The organism is Pseudomonas sp. S2_B10 (genome assembly GCF_054668425.1).
The window spans coordinates 1,811,431-1,830,767 of the sequence record NZ_CP162768.1 but is presented as its reverse complement, the minus strand read 5'-3'; the positions used below and the strand labels follow the sequence as shown (position 1 = coordinate 1,830,767).

Here is a 19,337-nt window from a genome sequence, read left to right as displayed (position 1 = left end):
CTCAGTCTGTGGTCGCCAGTGCCGTTGCGGGCGTTGGAGCTGGTGGGTGTGAGTGCCGGTGAAACAGCCGCTCGAGCCATAAGTATATGACCGGCGTGGTGAACAGCGTCAGCATCTGGCTGACCAGCAAACCACCGACCACGGCAATGCCCAACGGCTGGCGCAATTCGGCGCCGGTGCCGTAGCCGAGCATCAGCGGCAACGCACCGAGCAGGGCGGCGAGGGTGGTCATGATGATCGGCCGGAACCGGGTGATGCACGCTTCGAAAATCGCCTCCTGCGGCGGCAGGCCACGCTGGCGCTGCGCCTCGAGCGCAAAGTCGATCATCAGGATGCCGTTCTTCTTGACGATGCCGATCAGCAGCACCAGACCGATCAACGCCATGATCGAAAAGTCCTGGCCGCAGATCCACAGCATGATCACCGCGCCGAGGCCTGCTGCCGGCAGGGTCGAAATGATCGTCAGCGGATGCACGAAGCTTTCATAAAGCACGCCGAGAATGATGTACACCGCCACCAGCGCCGCCAGAATCAGCCATGGCTGGCTGGCCAGCGAACTCTGGAACGCCTGCGCCGCGCCCTGGAAATTGCCGCTGATCGCGATGGGCATGCCGATCTCGGCCTTGGCTTGATTGAGCTGAATCACCGCATCGCCCAATGCCACGCCGGGGGCGAGGTTGAATGACATATTGGCGGCGGGGAACATACCGTCATGGGCAATCGACAGCGGGCCGATGGTCGGCGCGTCGAATCGGGCCAGCGCCGACAGCGGCACCATTTCCCCACTGAGTGGTGAGCGCAGGTAAAAATAGTTGAGGCTTTCGGCCTTGCCGCGTTGTTTGGTATCCAGTTCCAGAATCACGTTGTACTGATTGACCTGAGTCTGGAATTCATTGATCTGCCGTTGGCCGAACGCATCGTACAGCGCCTCGTCGACATCGCTTGCCGTCAAGCCGAAACGCGCCGCTGCGCTGCGATCGATGCTGATGTGGGTGATGCTGCCGCCCAGTTGCAGATCGTTGGAAATGTCGCGAAACGCCGGGTTGCTGCGCAGTTTCTCGGTCAGGCGCTGGGTCCAGGTGGCGAGGGTCGCGCCGTCGTTGCTCTTGAGTACGTATTGATACTGCGCACGGCTCGGGCCGGAGCTGAGGTTGATGTCCTGCCCGGCGCGGAGATACAGGACGATGCCGGGGACTTTCATCAGTTGCGGGCGGATGCGATCGATGAACTGGCTGGCGCTGACATCGCGATCGCCACGTTTTTTCAGGGCGATCCAGAAGCGCCCGTTGGCGATAGTCTGGTTGCTGCCGGAAACCCCGACCGAGTGCGAAAACGCCTGCACCGCTGGATCGGCTGCAACGATTTCGGCCATCGCCAAGTGTTTTTTCACCATGTCGCCGTAGGAGATATCCGCAGCGGCTTCGGTGGTGCCGAGGACAAATCCGGTGTCCTGCACCGGAAAGAAACCCTTGGGAATAAAGATGTAACCGGCAACAGCCAGCGCCAAAGATAAGCCGAACACACCAATCATCAATTTCTGATGATCGAGGGCGCGGCGCAGGCCTTTTTCGTACCAGCCGAGCAAGCGCTCGCTGAAACCCGGTTTGGCGCTGGCGTGATGCACCGGTTTGCGCATGTACAGTGCAGCAAGGGTTGGCGCCAGCGTCAGCGACACCACCACGGAAATCATGATGGTCGATGTCGCAGTCAAGGCGAATTCCTTGAACAATCTTCCGACCACACCGCCCATGAACAACAGCGGAATAAACGCCGCCACCAGCGAGAAACTGATCGAAACGACGGTGAAGCCAATCTCGCCGGCTCCCTTGATCGCCGCCTCGCGCATATCGTCACCGGCCTCGAGATGGCGATGAATGTTTTCCACCACCACGATCGCATCGTCCACAACGAAGCCGACCGCGACGACGATCGCCACCAGCGTCAGGTTGTTCAGGCTGAAGCCGAGGACGTACATCAGGGCGAAACTGGCGATCAGCGAGATACCGAGCACCGCCGAGACAATCAGCGTCGCCGATAACTGCCGCAGGAACAGCGCCATGACCGCGACCACCAGCAGGATCGCGATCAGCAAAGTGATTTCCACTTCATGCAGCGAGGCGCGAATGGTCTGCGTGCGGTCGATCAGGGTTTTCACCTGCACCGAGGCCGGCAGCATCGCTTCGAGGCCGGGCAGGGCGGCTTGAATGCGGTCGACGGTTTCAACGATGTTGGCGCCGGGCTGGCGGAAAATCACCAGATTCACGCCGGGTCGATCTCCGGCCCAGGCCTGCACGTAGGCATCTTCCGCACCGTTGACGACTTTGGCGACATCGCGCAGGTGAACCGGGGCGCCATCCTTGTAGGAAACGATGAGCTGGCTGTAGTCCTCAGGGTGGAACAACTGGTCGTTGGTCGACAACGTGGAAATGCTCGACTCGCCGTACAGCGCACCTTTGGCCAGGTTAAGGCTGGTCTGCTGGATCGCCAGTCTGATGTCGGCGAGGGTCAGGCCAATCGCCGCAAGTTTGTCCGCCGAGGCTTGCACGCGGATCGCCGGGCGTTGCTGACCGGTGATGTTGATCTGGCCGACGCCGTCGATCTGGCTGATCTGACGCGAGAGCAGGGTTTCCACCAGGTCGCTGAGTTCGGTGCCGGGCATTTGCGTCGAGCTGACGCTGAGGATCAGCACCGGGCTATCGGCCGGGTTGACCTTTTTCCATGTGGGCAGCGTCGGCATGTCTTTGGGCAACTTGCCGGCGGCGGTATTGATCGCCGCCTGCACTTCCTGGGCGGCGGTGTCGATGCTTTTGTCGAGAGTGAACTGCAAGGTCAGCAGGGTTGAGCCCAGCGCGCTGCTCGAGGTCATCTGGGTCATGCCGGGGATGGCGCTGAATTGCACCTCCAGCGGCGTCGCCACCGAGGAAGCCATGGTGTCGGGGCTGGCGCCGGGCAACTGTGCAGAGACCTGGATCGTAGGAAATTCCGCTTCCGGCAGTGGCGCAATCGGCAAACGCGGAAAGGCAATTACGCCGACCAGTACCAGAGCGAACGTCAGCAAAATCGTCGCTACCGGGTGATCGATGCACCAGGTCGAGATGCCCTTGTGCGAGTTCATGGCTTGGGCTCCGCCTGCACCACTTGCGGCGGCTCGCTCATGATTTGCACGATCGCCCCGGGCTTGAGCCGCGACTGGCCGTCGGTCACCAGTACGTCACCGGCGTTGACGCCTTTGATGATGTCCTGACCGCTGCCCTGATAAACCATTTGCACCGGCACTGCCTCGACCTTGTCGTCCTTCACGCGGTAAACGAAGTGTTGTTCGAGGCCTCGCTGTACGACGGTGGGCGGAACCACCAGCGCGTCTTTATCCACAGCGGTCTGAATTTTCACCGTCACCAGCAAACCCGGCCAGAGCTTCTGGCTGGCATTGGCGAATTCGGCCTTGGCGCGGATGGTGCCGGTGTTGGCGTTGATCTGGTTGTCGATCAGGGTCAGCTGACCTTCGCCGAGCAGATTGCCGGTTTCGCCATCAGTATCGGCTCCGATGTACGCCTTGACCGGGGCGCGTTGCGGGTCGCTGATCAGGCTCTGCAGGGTCGGCAGCATCTGCTGCGGCAGGGAGAACTCGACGGCGATCGGGTCGATCTGCGTGACGGTGAACAGGCCCTGGGTGTCGGTCATGCGCAGGAAGTTGCCTTCATCGACCGTACGAATACCGACGCGCCCGGTGACCGGCGAGCGAATCTGCGTGTAGGACAGCTGCACCTGCGCCGCATCGATCGAGGCCTGATTGCCTTGTGCCGTGGCTTTGAGCTGGTTGACCAGCGCTTGCTGCTGGTCGAAGGTCTGCTTCGACACGCCGTCGTCGACGCTGAGCAGTTTGTAGCGCTTGAGATTGACCAGCGCGACCTGCAACTGCGCCTGGCTCTCGGCCAACTGCGCCCGGGCCTGGTCGAGGCTGGCGCGGATCGAGCGGTCGTCAATGGTCGCGAGCAGGTCGCCTGCTTTGACCCGTTGGCCTTCCTTGACCAGAATTTTCGTCAGAATGCCGTCGATCTGCGGACGCACCACCACGCTGTGCAGCGACAGCACCGAGCCGATGCCGCTGGTGTAACGCGGCACGTCTTTGGCGCTGACCGTTACGACGCGTACCGGGATGGCGGTCGGTGTAGCCAGTTTGGCCGGCGCCGGTTTCAGCGCGAACCACAGGCCGGCGGCTGCCAGCAGAATCAGGAGAGTGGCCAGCAGGATTTTGTTTTTCTGGATGGACATGCGCGGCGCCGAAGTCTGGAGTTTGGGCAGATTGACCAGTTATAAACCGCTCAGGCGGTCGGCAGGGTGACGGCTGGCTGTCAGGATTGTCAGTTTCGTTTGTATAGATGGGGAGTAGCAGTGTGCGGCGATGGTCTTGTGTTGGATTCGCCCCTCACCCCAGCCCTCTCCCCAAGGAGAGGGAGCCGATTTGTGGGCTTTTCGAACCTGAGTTCGACTCGGTATCCCATGTCGGCGAACCTCGAGTAAACACCTCGGTCTGTCCCCTCCCCAGGGCGAGGGTTACGGTGAGGGGAAACCATTCAGCGCACCGTGCAAATCTTCAGATGCCGAGCCAGAGCGCACAGGTATACTGCGCGCCTTTGCGGCTCACTGATCGGGCCGACTTTATGTTCCCGGAGCTTTTATGACTTCCCCGACCCAACCGCCGGTTGACGACGCTGTGAGCGACGTCCCGGCTGAAGTGGCTGACGCCAGCGAAACCAAGGCCGAGATCCCGGCGTTCAAGTTCCCGTTCAAGCCGGGCGAGCTGGCTTCGGCGAAAGGCTCGAATCAGCCGTGGTACAAGAATGGCGCGAAGAATGGCCATACCAAGACCCCGGGCATGGCGCCGCCGGGGACGCGTCGGTCGATGGGTAAGCGCTGACATCGGAAAGTGATGGTGCTTGTGCTGGCCTCTTCGCGAGCAGGCTCGCTCCCACATTGGATTTGTGTAGAACCCAAACCTGTGGGAGCGAGCCTGCTCGCGAAAGCGACATACGCTACAGCACAAATGTCAGATCAAGCCGCGCGCAATGAAATAAACGCATAAGTCTGCGCCGGTTCAGTCACCACCAGCCCACCCGCAGCCAGCACCTGTCCGGCCACGTCATCGCCGGACAAATGAAACAGCCATTCACTGGTTTGCGCCGCTAGCGGTTGCGCGCTCACTTGGTCGATCACTGCCGCAAAGGCATCCATGTTCGGCAAGTACGCGGTGAACCCGTCACCCTTGAGCGCCGTGGTGCGAATTCCCAGGATTGCGCAGATCGCATCCTTGAGTCTGATGTCGTCCCGATCCGCCTGACGTGAACGCTGAATCAACTCAACCAGTTCCCGATCAACCAACTCGCCCCCCACAATCAGCTCCGGTCCCTGTTCCCAGGACTCCGGTGGGCAATCCTTGGCAGCAGGATTGAGCGGGATGTGCGGATTGATTTCCGCCGGGTAAATCCGGCACACCAGCGGGCGACGCTCGTAGATCCGGCAGCGCTTTTCGTCGTCAAGATTCCGGCAGGGGCCGACGTTGTAGGCGGCAAAGGTGATCGCCACGTGAGCATCAGTAGTGCCACTGCGAACCACCGCCGAACGGCGCTCGGCATGTTCGCGCTGTTGCGCTGGCAGCCCCAGGCCATTGCCGAGAAAAGCCTCGGCCAGCACGATCACCTGACCGCCATCCGCCGCCCACATGCGGGCTTCGGCGAGCGTCAGCGGGACATGGTGATCGGTGCAGCATTTGCCGCAACCTACGCAGGAAAACGTCGTATTCATTGAGCGATCTGTCTTCAATCAGGGTGTGAAACGGTGGCGGAAAACCACCGCACAGGGCCGGGTCGAAGCAAGTTGTGCGCCATTCACTGAGGTTTGGCGGTCGGGCGAATCGAATCCCACTCGGTGACGTACGCGGTTTTCGACTGTTTGTTGTACAGGCACAGCTCGCTGCCTTGCTGGCCTTTCATGTGTTTCTGCGGGTATTGGCCTTGCAGCAGAACGGCGGTGTAACCGACGCGGTCGTCGAATTGCGCCGGTGTGCCGACCGGTTTGGCGTTTTTCAGACCGCTGGCCTTGGTGCAGCTGGCGAGGACGGTCTTGTCATAGGCAGCCCAGGCGTCGGGGCTGGAGGCATGGGCCTGGGAGGCGAGGGCGATGAGGCTGAGCAGCGCCAGGGTGATGGCTTTCATGGTTGGGGCATCCTTGGTTATGGCCAAGGTTGGAGTCTGTCGGATAGCGGAAGTTGCCAGTGCTGCCCTTCGCGAGCAGGCTCGCTCCCACAGTTTGAAATGCAATCCACCTGTGGGAGCGAGCCTGCTCGCGAAAGCGGTAGATCAGTCGGGCACAGGCTCGCGCCGAACCACAACCATCCCGACACTCTCATACAACCGCCGCGCCCGCAGGTTGTCCTCCAGAACCCGCAAATCGACAAACCCCTCGCGCCGCTGTTGAAAGACGCTGAAGGCATGCAGCAACAACGCGCGTCCAAGCCCCCGGCCCTGCATTCGCGGGTGCACCACCAGATTCTTGATATACGCACTGGTCCAGCACTGCGCCACGCCCACCACACCCTCGGCATCGCAGGCGACGAAACACAGCGCTGGATCGTATTCAGGGTCGCTGGCAAAGCGCCGCTGCCAATCGTCCAGTGACGGCACTCGACCGCCACCTTCCAGATGTCCGAGGTACATCAACTGATGCACCGCCGGCGCCAGCTCCTCGCGGTAGACGGACAGCTCAATCCCGTCCGGCCGCTGAGCATCCGGCAGAGGTCCACTCAAGTCGCGGCGCAGCAGAAAGCAAAACGTCTCGGCCAAGACTCAGTGCCCGTTGGCCGCGACGTGCTTGGCGGCTTCGATCAGACGTTGGGTCAGCTCCGGCGAGGAGAACTTGGTCAGCACCGCGTTGGCACCGGCCAGGCGAGCTTTTTCACTGTTCATCGCGCTGTCGAGCGAGGTATGCAGCAAGACGTACAAGTGAGCGAAGTCCGGGGTTTCACGCAAGGTGCGGGTAAAGGCATAGCCGTCCATTTCCGACATTTCGATGTCAGAGACGATCAGATTGATCTGCTGCGCGGTGCCTTGCAGGTCGAGCAGGCAGTCGATGGCTTCCTTGGCACTGCGCGCGGTGTGGCATTGCAGGCCGAGGTTGCGCAGGGTGTGCACCGATTGCTGCAGGGCCACCTGGCTGTCATCGACCACCAGAATGCGCGCGTTGCCGAGCACTTCAGCGTCTTCCATGGTCAGGTCGGTCGGCGCCATTTCGATCTGCGCCGGGGCGATGCTGTGGATGACTTTTTCGATATCCAGCACCTGCACCAGCGTGCCGTCCACCGAGGTCACGCCGGTGATGTAGGCGCGCGAGCCGCCGGAGCCGAAAGGTGGTGGCTTGATGTCGGTGGTCAGGCAGTGGACGATCTTGCTCACCGCCTGCACGTGCAGACCCTGCTTGGAACGGCTGACATCGGTGACGATCAGGCAGCCACCGTTGGGATCCTCCAGCGGCCGTTCGCCGATCGCGCGGCTGAGGTCGATCACCGACAAAGAGGCACCGCGCAGGGAGGCGATGCCTTTGACGTGCGGGTGCGACTCCGGCAGCTTGGTCAGCGGCGGGCAGGGGATGATTTCACTGACTTTCAGCAGGTTGATCGCCATCAGCTTGCCGCTGCGCAAGGTAAACAGCAGAAGCGAAAGTGAATCTGCGCGGGCTTTGGTGGAGGACATAAGAACCTTCTGTGGGGCGAGAGTGGAAATCGCCAGAAACCTTTGATGCCGTGTTATCGGCGTTAAAGGGGTGGGCTTTAGGTTAGTTGTCGGGTAGTCGGCTTGAGTTGATCGCTGTTCTCTCTATCACTGCCCCTCACCCCAGCCCTCTCCCAGAGGTAGAGGGGGCCGACGGAGGTGTCTGGCGTTTTACACCGACCTGAACGATCGAGTCGATTATGGATTCGGAAGAAATCTTTCACGTCAGTGGAGTTCTTCAGTATCCCCCAATCAGTCCCCTCTCCCAGAGGTAGAGGGGGCCGACGGAGGTGTCTGGCGTTTTACACCGACCTGAACGATCGAGTCGATTATGGATTCGGAAGAAATCTTTCACGTCAGTGGAGTTCTTCAGTATCCCCCAATCAGTCCCCTCTCCCAGAGGTAGAGGGGGCCGACGGAGGTGTCTGGCGTTTTACACCGACCTGAACGACCGAGTCGATTATGGATTCGGAAGAAATCTTTCACGTCAGTGGAATTCTTCAATATCCCCCCATCAGTCCCCTCTCCCTCTGGGAGAGGGCTAGGGTGAGGGTGTGCTTTTAGCTCTTCATGCCTAGTCGTTTGGCCATGCGCCCCAGATTCGCCCGATCCACCCCCAACTCTCGCGCCGCGCTCGCCCAGTTATCCTGATGACGCTCCAGCGCTGCACTGATCAGGCGCCGCTGAAACTCATCGGTGGCACTGCGCAAATCACCACCGATCATCGGCATCTCATTGGCCAAATCTGCATAGGCAGGCGCAACCACGTTATCCACAACCTCACGGGGCAAATCCAGATCCGCCGCGCTCAGACTCAGAATCTTCGGCCGCACTTTGCAGTTACCCAGCGCCTTCAGCGCACTGCGCCCGATCAAATGTTCCAGCTCCCGGACATTCCCCGGCCAGGTGTAGGCCAGCAGCGCTTCCTGAGCATCACTGTTCAAGCGCAGGCTGTTGAGGCCCATGCGCGAGCGGTTCTGCTCGAGAAAGAAGCCACTAAGCAACAACACATCACGCCCACGATCACGCAGCGCCGGCACTCGCAGCGGATACACGCTCAAACGGTGGTAGAAGTCGGCGCGGTAGCGACCGCTGCGCACTTCTTCGGCCAGATCGCGATTGGTTGCCGCAATCAGCCGCACATCGACCTGATGCTCCTTGTCCGAACCCAGGCGCTGCAACTGACCGCTCTGCAGCACGCGCAGCAACTTGGCCTGGACCGTCAGCGACAACTCGCCGACTTCGTCGAGAAACAGCGTGCCGCCATTGGCCAGTTCGAACTTGCCACGCCGGTCGCTGGTGGCGCCGGTGAAGGCGCCGCGCACGTGGCCGAACAGTTCGCTTTCGACCAGCGTGTCGGGCAGGGCGGCGCAGTTGAGGCTGATGATCGGTTTGTCGGCGCGCGCGGAGGCGGCGTGGATGGCTTGGGCTACCAACTCTTTGCCGACGCCGGTTTCGCCGGTGATAAGAACAGTCAGATCGCTGCCACCGACCAGATTGATTTCTTCCACCAGACGTTTGTGCGCCTTGCTCTGGCCGATCATTTCGCGGTGCTGCTGGCCGCTGGCCTGGCGGTAGACCTCGGCGCGCTGATGCTCGTCTTCGGCGCGGGTGGCCAGACGTTCGATGCGTTCGGCCGCATTGACCGTGGCCGAGGCGAGGCTGGCAAAGGCTTGCAGGGCGTCGAGTTCGATCGGCTCGAAACGCTCCGGGTCCAGCGCGTCGAGGGTGATCAGGCCCCAGAGTTTTTCATCGACGAATAAAGGACAGCCGAGGCAGTCGTGAACTTCAAGATGATCGTCGAGGCCATCGACCAATCCGTCATAAGGATCGGGCAAGTCGCTGTCGGCGGCAAAACGCGTCGGCCCGGCGCCGGCCAGCAGAATCTCGAAACGCGGATGCTCGCTGACCTTGAAGCGCCGGCCGAGGGTGTCGGTACTCAAGCCATCCACCGCCAGCGGCACCAATGATTCGCCATCCAGACGCAACAACGCGGCGGCATCGCAAGGCAGCAAAGCGCGCATGGCTTCGAGCAGGCGCCGATAGCGCTCGCCCTCGGGCAGTTCGCGGGACAGGTCAGCGACCAGAGGCAGCAGGGCGGTAAGCAGGGATTTGGCGGTCATGGGTATGTAGTCAAATAGACAAGATGTAGTCGCGATGACTATACGTTCATTTGTGTCGAAATGACTATTAAGGTTTCAAGCTATTGAATTTAAAAGATTAATTAGTTGGCATGAAAGCTGATATCCCTAAGGCAATCTTTCCAGAAAGCCCAGGAGTCACCTTATGCTTAGCGTCCAGGATCGTGCCATCATCAAATCCACCGTGCCTCTGCTGGAAAGCGGCGGCGAGGCGTTGATCACGCATTTCTACCGCATGATGCTCTCCGAATACCCGCAGGTGCGCCCGCTGTTCAACCAGGCGCATCAGGCCAGTGGCGATCAGCCGCGTGCCTTGGCCAACGGCGTGCTGATGTACGCCCGGCACATCGATCAGCTCGACCAGTTGGGCGATTTGGTAGCCAAGATCATCAACAAACACGTCGCCCTGCAGATCCTGCCGGAGCATTACCCGATCGTCGGCACCTGCCTGCTGCGCGCCATTTCCGAAGTGCTCGGCGAAGAGATCGCCACGCCTGAGGTGATGAGTGCCTGGGGCGCTGCGTACGGGCAACTGGCCGACATCCTGATCGGCGCGGAAACCGCGATCTATGACCAGAAGGAACAAGCGGTCGGCGGCTGGCGCGGTGCGCGTGAATTCATCGTCGCGGCGAAGGTGCAAGAGAGCGCGGAAATCACCTCGTTCTACTTCGAACCGGCGGACAAAGGGCCGATTCTTGCGGCCGAACCGGGTCAGTACATCGGCATGAAGCTGATGCTCGACGGCGAAGAAATCCGTCGCAACTATTCGCTGTCGGCACTGGCCAACAATGGTCAGTACCGCATCAGCGTCAAGCGTGAACCGAACGGTCGCGCGTCCAACTATCTGCATGATCAACTGCACGTCGGCTCAAGCATTCAGCTGTTCCCGCCGTCGGGCGAATTCACCCTGGCGGCCAGCGACAAGCCGCTGGTGCTGATCAGTGGCGGCGTCGGCATCACTCCGACTCTGGCGATGCTGGAAGCAGCGCTGGCAACCGAGCGTCCGGTGCACTTTATCCACTGCGCGCGCAACGGCAGCGTCCACGCGTTCCGCGACTGGGTCGATGGGCTGGCGGCGCGTCATCCGCAGCTCAAACGCTTCTATTGCTACGCCGAAGAAGATGGCGTCAGCCCGGCGGCGGACAAGGTTGGCCTGCTCAGCGAAGAACTGCTCGGCCAGTGGCTGCCGGCGCAGCGTGATGTCGATGCTTACTTCTTGGGACCGAAAGGGTTCATGGGCGCGATCAAACGGCACCTGAAAGCGTTGGGCGTGCCGGAGAAGCAGAGCCGTTACGAGTTCTTCGGCCCGGCTGCTGCTCTGGAGTGATCCGAGACCGCCTTGTCTCGTTCGCGAGCAGGCTCGCTCCCACCGGATTTGCGTTCGACGCAGATCCATTGTGGGAGCGAGCCTGCTCGCGAATCTTCTGCGCGCCGCGAAGCCATGTTGGTTAATCATTCCTTAACCGCTCTATCGTTTATTGCCCCGGTGTAGACTTGCGACAATTTCAGCCGCCGGCCGGCTGGACCATGGACTTACAAAGGAAAGGCAATGAGCGAGGAAACGATGCGGTTGGGGCGTGAGCGGCGCTATCTGGTGTTGCTGGGGATCATCTGCCTGGCGTTGATCGGTGGCGCACTTTACATGCAGGTCGTGCTCGGCGAAGCACCTTGCCCACTGTGCATTCTGCAGCGCTATGCACTGTTGCTGATTGCAGTGTTCGCGTTCATCGGTGCGGGCATGCGTAGCCGTCGCAGCATCACCGTGTTCGAGACACTGGTAGTGATCTGTGCGATTGCCGGGGCCGGTGTGGCCGGGCATCACGTCTATACGCAGTTCTATCCGGCGGTGAGTTGTGGCGTCGATGTGCTGCAACCGATTGTCGATGATCTGCCGTTGGCGAAAATTTTCCCGCTGGGCTTCCAGGTCGACGGTTTCTGCTCGACGCCGTATCCGCCGATCCTCGGTCTGTCGCTGGCGCAATGGGCGCTGGTGGCGTTCGTGCTGGTGGTGATTCTGGTGCCTCTGCTGACTTCGCGTAATCGAAAAGCGCTGCGCTGAGTCAACTTCTCGGCACAGCTGCCGATAAACAAAACGCCCCGATTTTCGCTGATGAAAATCGGGGCGTTTTGCATTTCAGAGCGTTTGTGAAAACACCGTGACGAACGGCAATGAAGCGTGCGGCAAATGTGCGACATGTTGTCACACAGGGGCTGTCGCAAGGACTCGGGAAGCGGCGGATCGGCCGCCTGTTACATAAAAACATTGGCCAGTTTTAGTGTTTTCGGGCTTGAGCACGGACGTACCAGAGCAGGCAGTTTTAACAGGCGCCGGCAGATGGACGAAGCCCTTGGAACATCGGGCTTTGCGCCGCTCCAGCGTTTGTAGATCGAGTGCAGAGCTGTCTGATTTGAGGCGGTTACGCTGGCAGATTTTGCCGCTTTTATTGAGAAACGCTTTCGATAACTTGCGCAACTTTTGCAAAAAAGGCGATGGATTGTTGCTCTGAGTGATAAAAATTATTTCGGGATAAGACATGGTGTATAGGGCGCTACCTATCTACAATCGCCCGCACTGAATTCCCGACGCTGTTCAGCCTTTATCAAGGAACTGATCAGGAGGTCGGGTGTCGAGCGAGCCGCGAGGCTTTCGAGACACCCTGGTGTCGGTGCCTTTCCAATTTTCCGCACCAAATGGAATTGGTCTGTAACAAGGCCTTTGACCACGAATTCGAATAAGAACTGAACGCTGTCCCAAGGTTTTGTCGAGCGTGAGACGCGCGACGGGCGGCCCTTATTCAATCCAAAGAAAATGCCAACCCTTGGCAGGGTGAAGTGTTGGCGATCAAAACCCAACTGCATTGCGCAAGCTGCTTTAGAGGTCGTGAGATGAGTAAAAACAGGTACCCCAGATTACTAGGCCTAGTGCCGCTGCTCGGCACGTTGTTGCTGGGAGGCTGCAACATGACCTTGCTCAATCCAACGGGCCAGGTCGGCCTGGAACAGCGCAACCTGATCATCACCGCCACGCTGCTGATGCTGTTGGTCGTCGTGCCGGTCATCGTCATGACCTTCCTGTTTGCCTGGAAGTACCGCGCTTCGAACAAGAACGCCGTCTACACGCCGAAGTGGTCGCACTCGACCAAGATCGAAGTGGCCGTATGGACCATCCCGGTGCTGATCATCATCGCCCTGGGCTACATCACTTACATCTCGACTCACGAGCTGGACCCGTATCGTCCGATCGAGTCTGACGTCAAGCCTGTGACCATCGAAGTCGTCGCGCTGGACTGGAAGTGGCTGTTCATCTACCCGGAACAAGGCATTGCCACGGTCAACAAGATCGTGTTCCCGGCGCACACGCCAATCAACTTCAAGATCACCTCCGACGCCGTGATGAACTCGTTCTTCATCCCGGGCCTGGGCGGCCAGATCTACGCGATGGCGGGCATGCAGACCAAGCTGCACCTGATCGCTGACCGCAACGCTGAAATGGACGGTATCTCCGCCAACTACAGCGGTGCCGGTTTCACCGGTATGAAATTCAAGGCTATCTCCACCACTCAGGAAGATTTCGACGCCTGGGTAAGTGAAGTCAAGAAGTCGCCTAAACAGCTTGATCAGGCTGAATACGCGGCCCTGGCCAAACCGAGCCAGAACAACCCAGTCGAACTCTACTCGTCGGTCACGCCGAACCAGTTCCAGATCATCGTCGACAAGTACGAAGGTATGAAGCCGGGCAAGCCGCTGAAGCACGAGAAGAAAGAGAAAGAAGTGGCGGCCACGGATATTGACGCGGGTTCGCATTCAGCTGCCGGGGCAGAGGAGTAAACGATGTTTGGTAAATTAAGTTGGGAAGCAGTCCCATTCCACGAGCCGATCGTGATGGTGACCATCGCCATGATCGCCCTCGGTGGTCTGGCGCTGTTCGCTGCGATCACTTACTTCAAGAAGTGGACGTACCTGTGGACCGAGTGGCTGACTTCGGTCGACCACAAGAAAATCGGCGTGATGTACATCATCGTCGCCATGGTCATGCTGCTGCGCGGCTTTGCCGACGCGATCATGATGCGTACCCAGCTGGCCATGGCCACCGAGGGTTCGCCTGGCTACCTGCCACCTGAACACTATGACCAGATCTTCACCGCTCACGGTGTGATCATGATCATCTTCATGGCGATGCCATTCTTCACCGGCCTGATGAACCTTGCAGTGCCGCTGCAGATCGGCGCGCGTGACGTTGCGTTCCCGTTCCTGAACTCCCTGAGCTTCTGGCTGCTGGTGTCCGGCGTTGTGCTGATCAACCTGTCCCTGGGCGTCGGCGAGTTCGCCAAGACCGGTTGGGTTGCGTATCCGCCACTGTCGGGTCTGCAATACAGTCCTGGCGTGGGTATGGATTACTACATCTGGGCGCTACAGCTATCCGGATTGGGTACGACGTTAACCGGGGTCAACTTCCTCGCGACCGTACTGAAAATGCGTACCCCTGGCATGAAACTGATGGACATGCCGATCTTCACCTGGACCTGCACCTGGGCAAACGTTCTGATCGTGGCTTCGTTCCCGATCCTGACCGCTACCCTGGCACTGCTGACCCTTGACCGTTACATGGATTTCCACATTTTCACCAATGAACTTGGTGGCAATCCAATGATGTACGTCAACCTGTTCTGGGCCTGGGGCCACCCTGAGGTTTACATCCTGATCCTGCCGGCATTCGGCATCTTCTCGGAAGTGATCTCGGCGTTCACCGGCAAGAAACTGTTCGGCCACCACTCGATGATCTACGCCTCGGGCGCGATCTCGGTACTGGGCTTCATGGTCTGGCTGCACCACTTCTTCACCATGGGTTCGGGTGCGAGCGTCAACGCCTTCTTCGGTCTGGCGACGATGCTGATTTCCATCCCGACGGGTGTGAAGCTGTTCAACTGGCTGTTCACCATCTACCAGGGCCGTCTGCGCTTCACCAGCCAGGTAATGTGGACACTGGGCTTCATGGTGACCTTCGCCATCGGCGGCATGACCGGCGTACTGCTGGCCATCCCGGGTGCTGACTTCGTGCTGCACAACAGCCTGTTCGTGATCGCGCACTTCCACAACGTGATCATCGGCGGTGCGGTATTCGGTTACATCGCTGGCTTCGCGTTCTACTTCCCGAAAGCGTTCGGCTTCAAGCTGCACGAAGGCTGGGGTAAAGCAGCGTTCTGGTTCTGGATCTCGGGCTTCTTCGTCGCGTTCATGCCGCTCTATGCACTGGGCTTCATGGGCATGACCCGTCGTCTGAACGCCACCACCAACCCTGAGTGGGTACCGTACCTGTACGTTGCCATGTTCGGTGCGGTGATGATTGCTGTGGGTATCGCCTGCCAACTGATCCAGCTGTACGTCAGTGTGCGCGACCGCAACAAGCCAGAGAACGTTTGCGATCACGGTGACCCGTGGAATGCACACACCCTGGAATGGTCGACCTCGTCGCCACCACCGTTCTACAACTTCGCTGTGCTGCCTAAGGCTGACTGCATCGACCCGTTCACCGAAGCCAAGGAAAACGGTACTGCGTACCAGCGTCCGGCCAAGTACGAGCCGATCCACATGCCGAACAACACCGCCACTGGCGTGGTGATGGGCGCGCTGTTGACCGTCTTCGGTTTCGCGATGATCTGGCACATCTGGTGGCTGGCGATCGCGAGCCTGGTGGGCACCGTCGTTTACTTCGTGATCCACGCTGCACGTGACGACCAGGGCTATATGGTTCCGGTTGAAACGATCGAGCGTATCGAAGCCGAGCAGCACAAGCGTCTGGTCGCGGCAGGGAAAATCCCCGCCAATGCCACCCGTGTTGAAACCTCGTTGGAACAGGCTTAAACCATGTCGAACTTAGTGACCAATGTTGGACACGCCCATGGTGACCATGGGCACGATGACCATCACCACGACTCGGGCGAGATGACCGTATACGGTTTCTGGCTCTACCTGATGACCGACTGCATTCTGTTTGCGTCGATCTTCGCGGTGTACGCAGTACTGGTAAACAACGTTGCCGGTGGCCCGTCGGGCCACGAGATCTTCGAACTGCCATACGTGCTGGGCGAAACCGCTCTGCTGTTGTTCAGTTCGATCACCTACGGCTTCGCCATGCTGGCGTTGTACAAGGGCAAGAAGCAGGCGGTCCTGGGCTGGTTGTTCATGACCTTCCTGCTCGGCGCCGGCTTTATCGCCATGGAGATCAACGAGTTCCACCTGCTGATCTCCGAGGGCTTTGGTCCTAGCCGTTCGGGCTTCCTGTCGGCGTTCTTCACCCTGGTCGGTACCCACGGTCTGCACGTTTCGGCCGGTCTGATCTGGATGGGCATCATGATGTATCAGGTCAACAAGCATGGCCTGACGTCGACCAACAAGACCCGTCTGAGCTGCCTGAGCCTGTTCTGGCACTTCCTGGACGTGGTCTGGATCTGCGTCTTCACCGTTGTTTACCTGATGGGGACTCTGTAATGGCTAACGCACACTCCCATGACAGCCACGATGCTGGCCACGGCAGCGTCAAGTCGTACGCCATCGGCTTCATCCTGTCGGTAATCCTGACCGTCATTCCGTTCGGTCTGGTGATGTACCCGACCCTGCCGAAGTCGACGACGCTGGCAATCGTTCTGCTGTTCGCAGTGATCCAGGTGATCGTTCACCTGTATTACTTCCTGCACCTGGACCGTTCCATTGCACAGCGTAACAACGTGATCGCGTTCGTCTTCACGGCGATCGTGATCGTGCTGCTGGTTGGCCTGTCGCTGTGGATCATGTTCAGCATCCACACGTACATGATGGCGAAGTGAGGTAGACCCGATGTCGCTCAAGCACTTTATCCAAATCACCAAACCGGGGATCATTTTCGGTAACGTGCTTTCTGTGGCAGGCGGGTTCTTCCTGGCCTCGAAAGGGCATGTCGATCTGGCGGTGTTTCTGGCCGCCATGATCGGTACTTCCCTGGTCGTGGCCTCCGGTTGCGTGTTCAACAACTGCATCGACCGCGACATCGACCTGAAGATGGAACGCACCAAGAACCGTGTGCTGGTCCAGGGCCTCATCTCCCTGAAACTGGCGCTGGTTTACGCGACCATTCTGGGTGTTCTCGGCGTTGCCTTGTTGTACAAGGTGGCCAACCCGTTGGCTGCCTTGTTCGCAGTAATCGGCTTCATCATCTACGTCGGCTTCTACAGCCTGTACCTCAAGCGCAAGTCGGTTCACGGCACGCTGGTGGGCAGTCTGTCGGGCGCCATGCCGCCAGTGATCGGTTACGTTGCCGTGACCAACAGCTTCGACATGGCCGCACTTACCCTGCTGGTGATGTTCAGCCTGTGGCAGATGCCGCATTCCTACGCCATCGCGATTTTCCGTTTCAATGATTACCTGGCCGCATCGATTCCGGTGCTGCCAGTGAAACGCGGCATTCAAGTGGCGAAGAAGCACATCCTGCTCTACATCCTGGCGTTCCTCGTGGCGACCTTGATGCTGACCTTCAGCGGCTACGCCGGCATGAGCTACCTAGCCGTCGCCGCCGCCATGGGCATGTACTGGCTGTACATGGCCTGGACCGGCTACAAGGCAGTCGATGACACCGTCTGGGCACGCAAGCTGTTCGTGTTCTCGATCTTCACCATCACTGCGTTGAGCGTCATGATGTCCCTGGACTTCAAGGTGCCGACAGAGCTGTTGCTGACGTACGCGCCGTAAGGTTTGCAAGCTTCAGGAAAAACCCCGCACGTTGAGAGATGTGCGGGGTTTTTTGTTTATTCGAGCAGCGATTTGTTGATAGGCTGTCTATAGTCAAGCTGCTTATAGTTTGGCTATGCGAACAATCTTTTTTGAAACAACGATATTTACCAAAAGCGTTGGCCGCTATCTGACGGACGACGAATATCGAACATTGCAGAACTACCTTCAGAGCAATCCGCTTGCGGGCGATGTAATGCCTCGAACGGGTGGCTTCCGTAAGCTGCGCTGGGCTGATTCTCGCCGTGGCAAGGGAAGACGAGGCGGCTTGCGGGTTCTCTACTATTGGCTTATGAATGATGGTCAGTTCTGGATGTTCGCCATTTACGACAAAGATGAGCTTGAGAAGCTGACTGCCGAGCAAGAGAGGGCACTCAGGACAGCCATTGATAAAGAGTTGAAAAAACGAGGTACCCCATGAAAAAACGCGACCTGTTTGCAGAGTTAATGCAGGGCGTTGATGAGATGGCGGCTCAACGCGAGGGCAAGATCACACTGCGCAATACAGTGCTTGAGGACAAGCCTGTACCTGAAGTGGGCGCACAGGAAATTGTTGCTCTTCGAGAAAAACTGCATATGTCTCAAGCTGTTTTTGCCAGTCGAATCAGGACAAGTCCAAACACCCTTCGAAATTGGGAGCAGGAAAAGTCGAAGCCCAATGCTCAAGCAGCCTTATTGATACGACTGGTTGAAAAATTTCCAGATATGGTTGAGCGCTTGAACACTGTTTGAGCGCCGCTGAAGACCAGCTTGTGGTCCGGGGCATCCGAAAGGTTTAGGGCCTTTTGTTCCATCTACGCTGGTTGCACAACTTAGGCAAACGCCATAGATTTGGATCCAACCTCGACAGTAGTAGCTCCAAGCCATCCTTCGGTGCTCGACTGTCCTAACCCGTGCATTGATCAAAAGGCTGGGCGCAATGACCGAACGGATGACCTGCGATGAGCGTTTTATCGCCCTGGCCGAAGAACTCAACTACGACATCTATGGCGAGAACACCGCCGGTGGCAATTACGCGCCGCTGATCCGTCATCACGACGAGCTCTACATCAGCGGCATGGTGCCGCGGGTCAATGGCAAGATCCTCTATCCCGGTCGCGTGGGGCTGGAATTGAACCTCAAGGATGCGCAAGCCGCCGCAAGCATCAGCGCGATGCGTTGCCTGGCGCTGATCGTCGATGCGGTGGGTTCACTGGACAAGATTCGTGCGTTGTTGCGGGTCACGGTGTATGTGAAATCGACCGCCGACTTCGTCGACCTGAGCGAAGTGGCCAACGGCGCTTCGGATGTGTTCAGCCATGTGCTGGGCGATGCCGGGCGGCATACGCGCACGACCATCGGCGTGTATCAGTTGCCGAAGAATGCGGCGATTGAAGTGGACATGATTGCGGCGTTGCATCCTTCGGCTTGAGGGGGGGGGTAGCGGTTTGCCCTCACCCTAACCCTCTCCCGGAGGGGAGAGGGGACTGACTGAGGTGCTTTCAAGAAATACGCCGACCTGAAATACCGAGCCGAACTCAGGTTTGAAAATCACACAAGTCGGCTCCCTCTCCCGGAGGGAGAGGGGACTGACTGAGGGGCTTTCAAGATATACGCCGACCTGAAATACCGAGCCGAACTCAGGTTTGAAAATCACACAAGTCGGCTCCCTCTCCCTCGGGAGAGGGTTGGG

At 59.0% G+C, this 19,337-nt stretch carries 18 protein-coding genes; 11 read left to right on the top strand and 7 right to left on the bottom strand.

What is annotated here, in order from left to right:
- Position 1 precedes the first annotated feature (1 nt).
- Together AB4O45_RS08050 and AB4O45_RS08045 are read right to left on the bottom strand one after the other, a co-directional pair.
- Positions 2-3,115 carry a multidrug efflux RND transporter permease subunit gene (locus AB4O45_RS08050; RefSeq protein ID WP_460161293.1) on the bottom strand — a complete coding sequence of 1,038 codons (3,114 nt, stop codon included), beginning with the start codon at positions 3,113-3,115 and terminating at the stop codon, positions 2-4.
- Positions 3,112-4,272 (bottom strand): efflux RND transporter periplasmic adaptor subunit, encoded by a 1,161-nt coding sequence (locus tag AB4O45_RS08045; RefSeq protein WP_150741849.1) that lies wholly within the window; start codon positions 4,270-4,272, stop codon positions 3,112-3,114. The genes AB4O45_RS08050 and AB4O45_RS08045 overlap by 4 nt, the downstream gene beginning before the upstream one ends.
- A 406-nt stretch (positions 4,273-4,678) precedes the next feature.
- On the opposite strand from AB4O45_RS08045, the gene AB4O45_RS08040 reads away from it, so the two are divergent.
- Positions 4,679-4,918 carry a hypothetical protein gene (locus tag AB4O45_RS08040; protein ID WP_016773292.1) on the top strand — a complete coding sequence of 80 codons (240 nt, stop codon included), beginning with the start codon at positions 4,679-4,681 and terminating at the stop codon, positions 4,916-4,918.
- 134 nt (positions 4,919-5,052) lie between these two features.
- Here AB4O45_RS08040 and AB4O45_RS08035 read toward each other — a convergent pair whose 3' ends face one another.
- The 5 genes from AB4O45_RS08035 to norR all read right to left on the bottom strand — a co-directional run bounded on the left by AB4O45_RS08035 (position 5,053) and on the right by norR (position 9,886).
- Positions 5,053-5,802, bottom strand: a complete 750-nt coding sequence (locus tag AB4O45_RS08035; protein ID WP_460161292.1) for a YkgJ family cysteine cluster protein — start codon at positions 5,800-5,802, stop codon at positions 5,053-5,055.
- An 83-nt stretch (positions 5,803-5,885) separates the two neighbouring features.
- On the bottom strand, positions 5,886-6,212 hold the full coding sequence (locus AB4O45_RS08030) for a hypothetical protein (RefSeq protein ID WP_252884808.1): 327 nt from the start codon (positions 6,210-6,212) through the stop codon (positions 5,886-5,888).
- A gap of 144 nt (positions 6,213-6,356) precedes the next feature.
- On the bottom strand, positions 6,357-6,839 hold the full coding sequence (locus tag AB4O45_RS08025; RefSeq protein WP_460161291.1) for a GNAT family N-acetyltransferase: 483 nt from the start codon (positions 6,837-6,839) through the stop codon (positions 6,357-6,359).
- 3 nt (positions 6,840-6,842) lie between these two features.
- The gene (locus AB4O45_RS08020) at positions 6,843-7,745 is read right to left on the bottom strand and encodes a chemotaxis protein CheV (RefSeq protein WP_016773296.1); all 903 of its coding nucleotides are present in this window, start codon (positions 7,743-7,745) and stop codon (positions 6,843-6,845) included.
- Positions 7,746-8,323: 578 nt separating this feature from the next.
- A complete protein-coding gene (norR, locus tag AB4O45_RS08015) occupies positions 8,324-9,886 on the bottom strand; it encodes a nitric oxide reductase transcriptional regulator NorR (protein ID WP_252878862.1) in 1,563 nt (520 codons plus the stop codon).
- Between the two features lie 163 nt (positions 9,887-10,049).
- On the opposite strand from norR, the gene hmpA reads away from it, so the two are divergent.
- The 10 genes from hmpA to AB4O45_RS07965 all read left to right on the top strand — a co-directional run bounded on the left by hmpA (position 10,050) and on the right by AB4O45_RS07965 (position 19,076).
- On the top strand, positions 10,050-11,231 hold the full coding sequence (hmpA, locus tag AB4O45_RS08010; protein WP_460161290.1) for an NO-inducible flavohemoprotein: 1,182 nt from the start codon (positions 10,050-10,052) through the stop codon (positions 11,229-11,231).
- Positions 11,232-11,453: 222 nt separating this feature from the next.
- Complete coding sequence (locus AB4O45_RS08005) at positions 11,454-11,963, top strand: disulfide bond formation protein B (protein WP_041479949.1); 510 nt, start codon at positions 11,454-11,456, stop codon at positions 11,961-11,963.
- Positions 11,964-12,790: 827 nt separating this feature from the next.
- Entirely contained in the window at positions 12,791-13,732 is a 942-nt protein-coding gene (gene cyoA, locus AB4O45_RS08000; protein WP_024014231.1) for a ubiquinol oxidase subunit II, read from the top strand.
- A gap of 3 nt (positions 13,733-13,735) precedes the next feature.
- Positions 13,736-15,766 (top strand): cytochrome o ubiquinol oxidase subunit I, encoded by a 2,031-nt coding sequence (gene cyoB, locus AB4O45_RS07995; RefSeq protein ID WP_041479948.1) that lies wholly within the window; start codon positions 13,736-13,738, stop codon positions 15,764-15,766.
- A 3-nt stretch (positions 15,767-15,769) separates the two neighbouring features.
- Positions 15,770-16,393 (top strand): cytochrome o ubiquinol oxidase subunit III, encoded by a 624-nt coding sequence (gene cyoC / locus AB4O45_RS07990; RefSeq protein ID WP_024014230.1) that lies wholly within the window; start codon positions 15,770-15,772, stop codon positions 16,391-16,393.
- Positions 16,393-16,728, top strand: coding sequence for a cytochrome o ubiquinol oxidase subunit IV (gene cyoD, locus AB4O45_RS07985; RefSeq protein WP_011335842.1), 336 nt, complete (start codon positions 16,393-16,395; stop codon positions 16,726-16,728). Before cyoC ends, cyoD begins: the two co-directional genes overlap by 1 nt.
- A gap of 10 nt (positions 16,729-16,738) precedes the next feature.
- Positions 16,739-17,626, top strand: coding sequence for a heme o synthase (cyoE, locus tag AB4O45_RS07980; protein ID WP_016773305.1), 888 nt, complete (start codon positions 16,739-16,741; stop codon positions 17,624-17,626).
- Positions 17,627-17,741: 115 nt separating this feature from the next.
- Positions 17,742-18,086 (top strand): hypothetical protein, encoded by a 345-nt coding sequence (locus AB4O45_RS07975; RefSeq protein WP_041479945.1) that lies wholly within the window; start codon positions 17,742-17,744, stop codon positions 18,084-18,086.
- Positions 18,083-18,397, top strand: a complete 315-nt coding sequence (locus AB4O45_RS07970) for a helix-turn-helix domain-containing protein (protein ID WP_041479944.1) — start codon at positions 18,083-18,085, stop codon at positions 18,395-18,397. The genes AB4O45_RS07975 and AB4O45_RS07970 overlap by 4 nt, the downstream gene beginning before the upstream one ends.
- A 187-nt stretch (positions 18,398-18,584) precedes the next feature.
- On the top strand, positions 18,585-19,076 hold the full coding sequence (locus tag AB4O45_RS07965; protein ID WP_016773306.1) for a RidA family protein: 492 nt from the start codon (positions 18,585-18,587) through the stop codon (positions 19,074-19,076).
- Positions 19,077-19,337 lie beyond the last annotated feature (261 nt).

Bases quoted from the DNA above. Each gene is read 5' to 3' on its own strand.
- AB4O45_RS08050 (WP_460161293.1), bottom strand. From the start codon at position 3,115: ATGAACTCGCACAAGGGCATCTCGACCTGGTGCATCGATCACCCGGTA.
- AB4O45_RS08045 (WP_150741849.1), bottom strand. From the start codon at position 4,272: ATGTCCATCCAGAAAAACAAAATCCTGCTGGCCACTCTCCTGATTCTG.
- AB4O45_RS08040 (WP_016773292.1), top strand. From the start codon at position 4,679: ATGACTTCCCCGACCCAACCGCCGGTTGACGACGCTGTGAGCGACGTC.
- AB4O45_RS08035 (WP_460161292.1), bottom strand. From the start codon at position 5,802: ATGAATACGACGTTTTCCTGCGTAGGTTGCGGCAAATGCTGCACCGAT.
- AB4O45_RS08030 (WP_252884808.1), bottom strand. From the start codon at position 6,212: ATGAAAGCCATCACCCTGGCGCTGCTCAGCCTCATCGCCCTCGCCTCC.
- AB4O45_RS08020 (WP_016773296.1), bottom strand. From the start codon at position 7,745: ATGTCCTCCACCAAAGCCCGCGCAGATTCACTTTCGCTTCTGCTGTTT.
- norR (WP_252878862.1), bottom strand. From the start codon at position 9,886: ATGACCGCCAAATCCCTGCTTACCGCCCTGCTGCCTCTGGTCGCTGAC.
- hmpA (WP_460161290.1), top strand. From the start codon at position 10,050: ATGCTTAGCGTCCAGGATCGTGCCATCATCAAATCCACCGTGCCTCTG.
- AB4O45_RS08005 (WP_041479949.1), top strand. From the start codon at position 11,454: ATGAGCGAGGAAACGATGCGGTTGGGGCGTGAGCGGCGCTATCTGGTG.
- cyoA (WP_024014231.1), top strand. From the start codon at position 12,791: ATGAGTAAAAACAGGTACCCCAGATTACTAGGCCTAGTGCCGCTGCTC.
- cyoB (WP_041479948.1), top strand. From the start codon at position 13,736: ATGTTTGGTAAATTAAGTTGGGAAGCAGTCCCATTCCACGAGCCGATC.
- cyoC (WP_024014230.1), top strand. From the start codon at position 15,770: ATGTCGAACTTAGTGACCAATGTTGGACACGCCCATGGTGACCATGGG.
- cyoD (WP_011335842.1), top strand. From the start codon at position 16,393: ATGGCTAACGCACACTCCCATGACAGCCACGATGCTGGCCACGGCAGC.
- cyoE (WP_016773305.1), top strand. From the start codon at position 16,739: ATGTCGCTCAAGCACTTTATCCAAATCACCAAACCGGGGATCATTTTC.
- AB4O45_RS07975 (WP_041479945.1), top strand. From the start codon at position 17,742: ATGCGAACAATCTTTTTTGAAACAACGATATTTACCAAAAGCGTTGGC.
- AB4O45_RS07970 (WP_041479944.1), top strand. From the start codon at position 18,083: ATGAAAAAACGCGACCTGTTTGCAGAGTTAATGCAGGGCGTTGATGAG.
- AB4O45_RS07965 (WP_016773306.1), top strand. From the start codon at position 18,585: ATGACCGAACGGATGACCTGCGATGAGCGTTTTATCGCCCTGGCCGAA.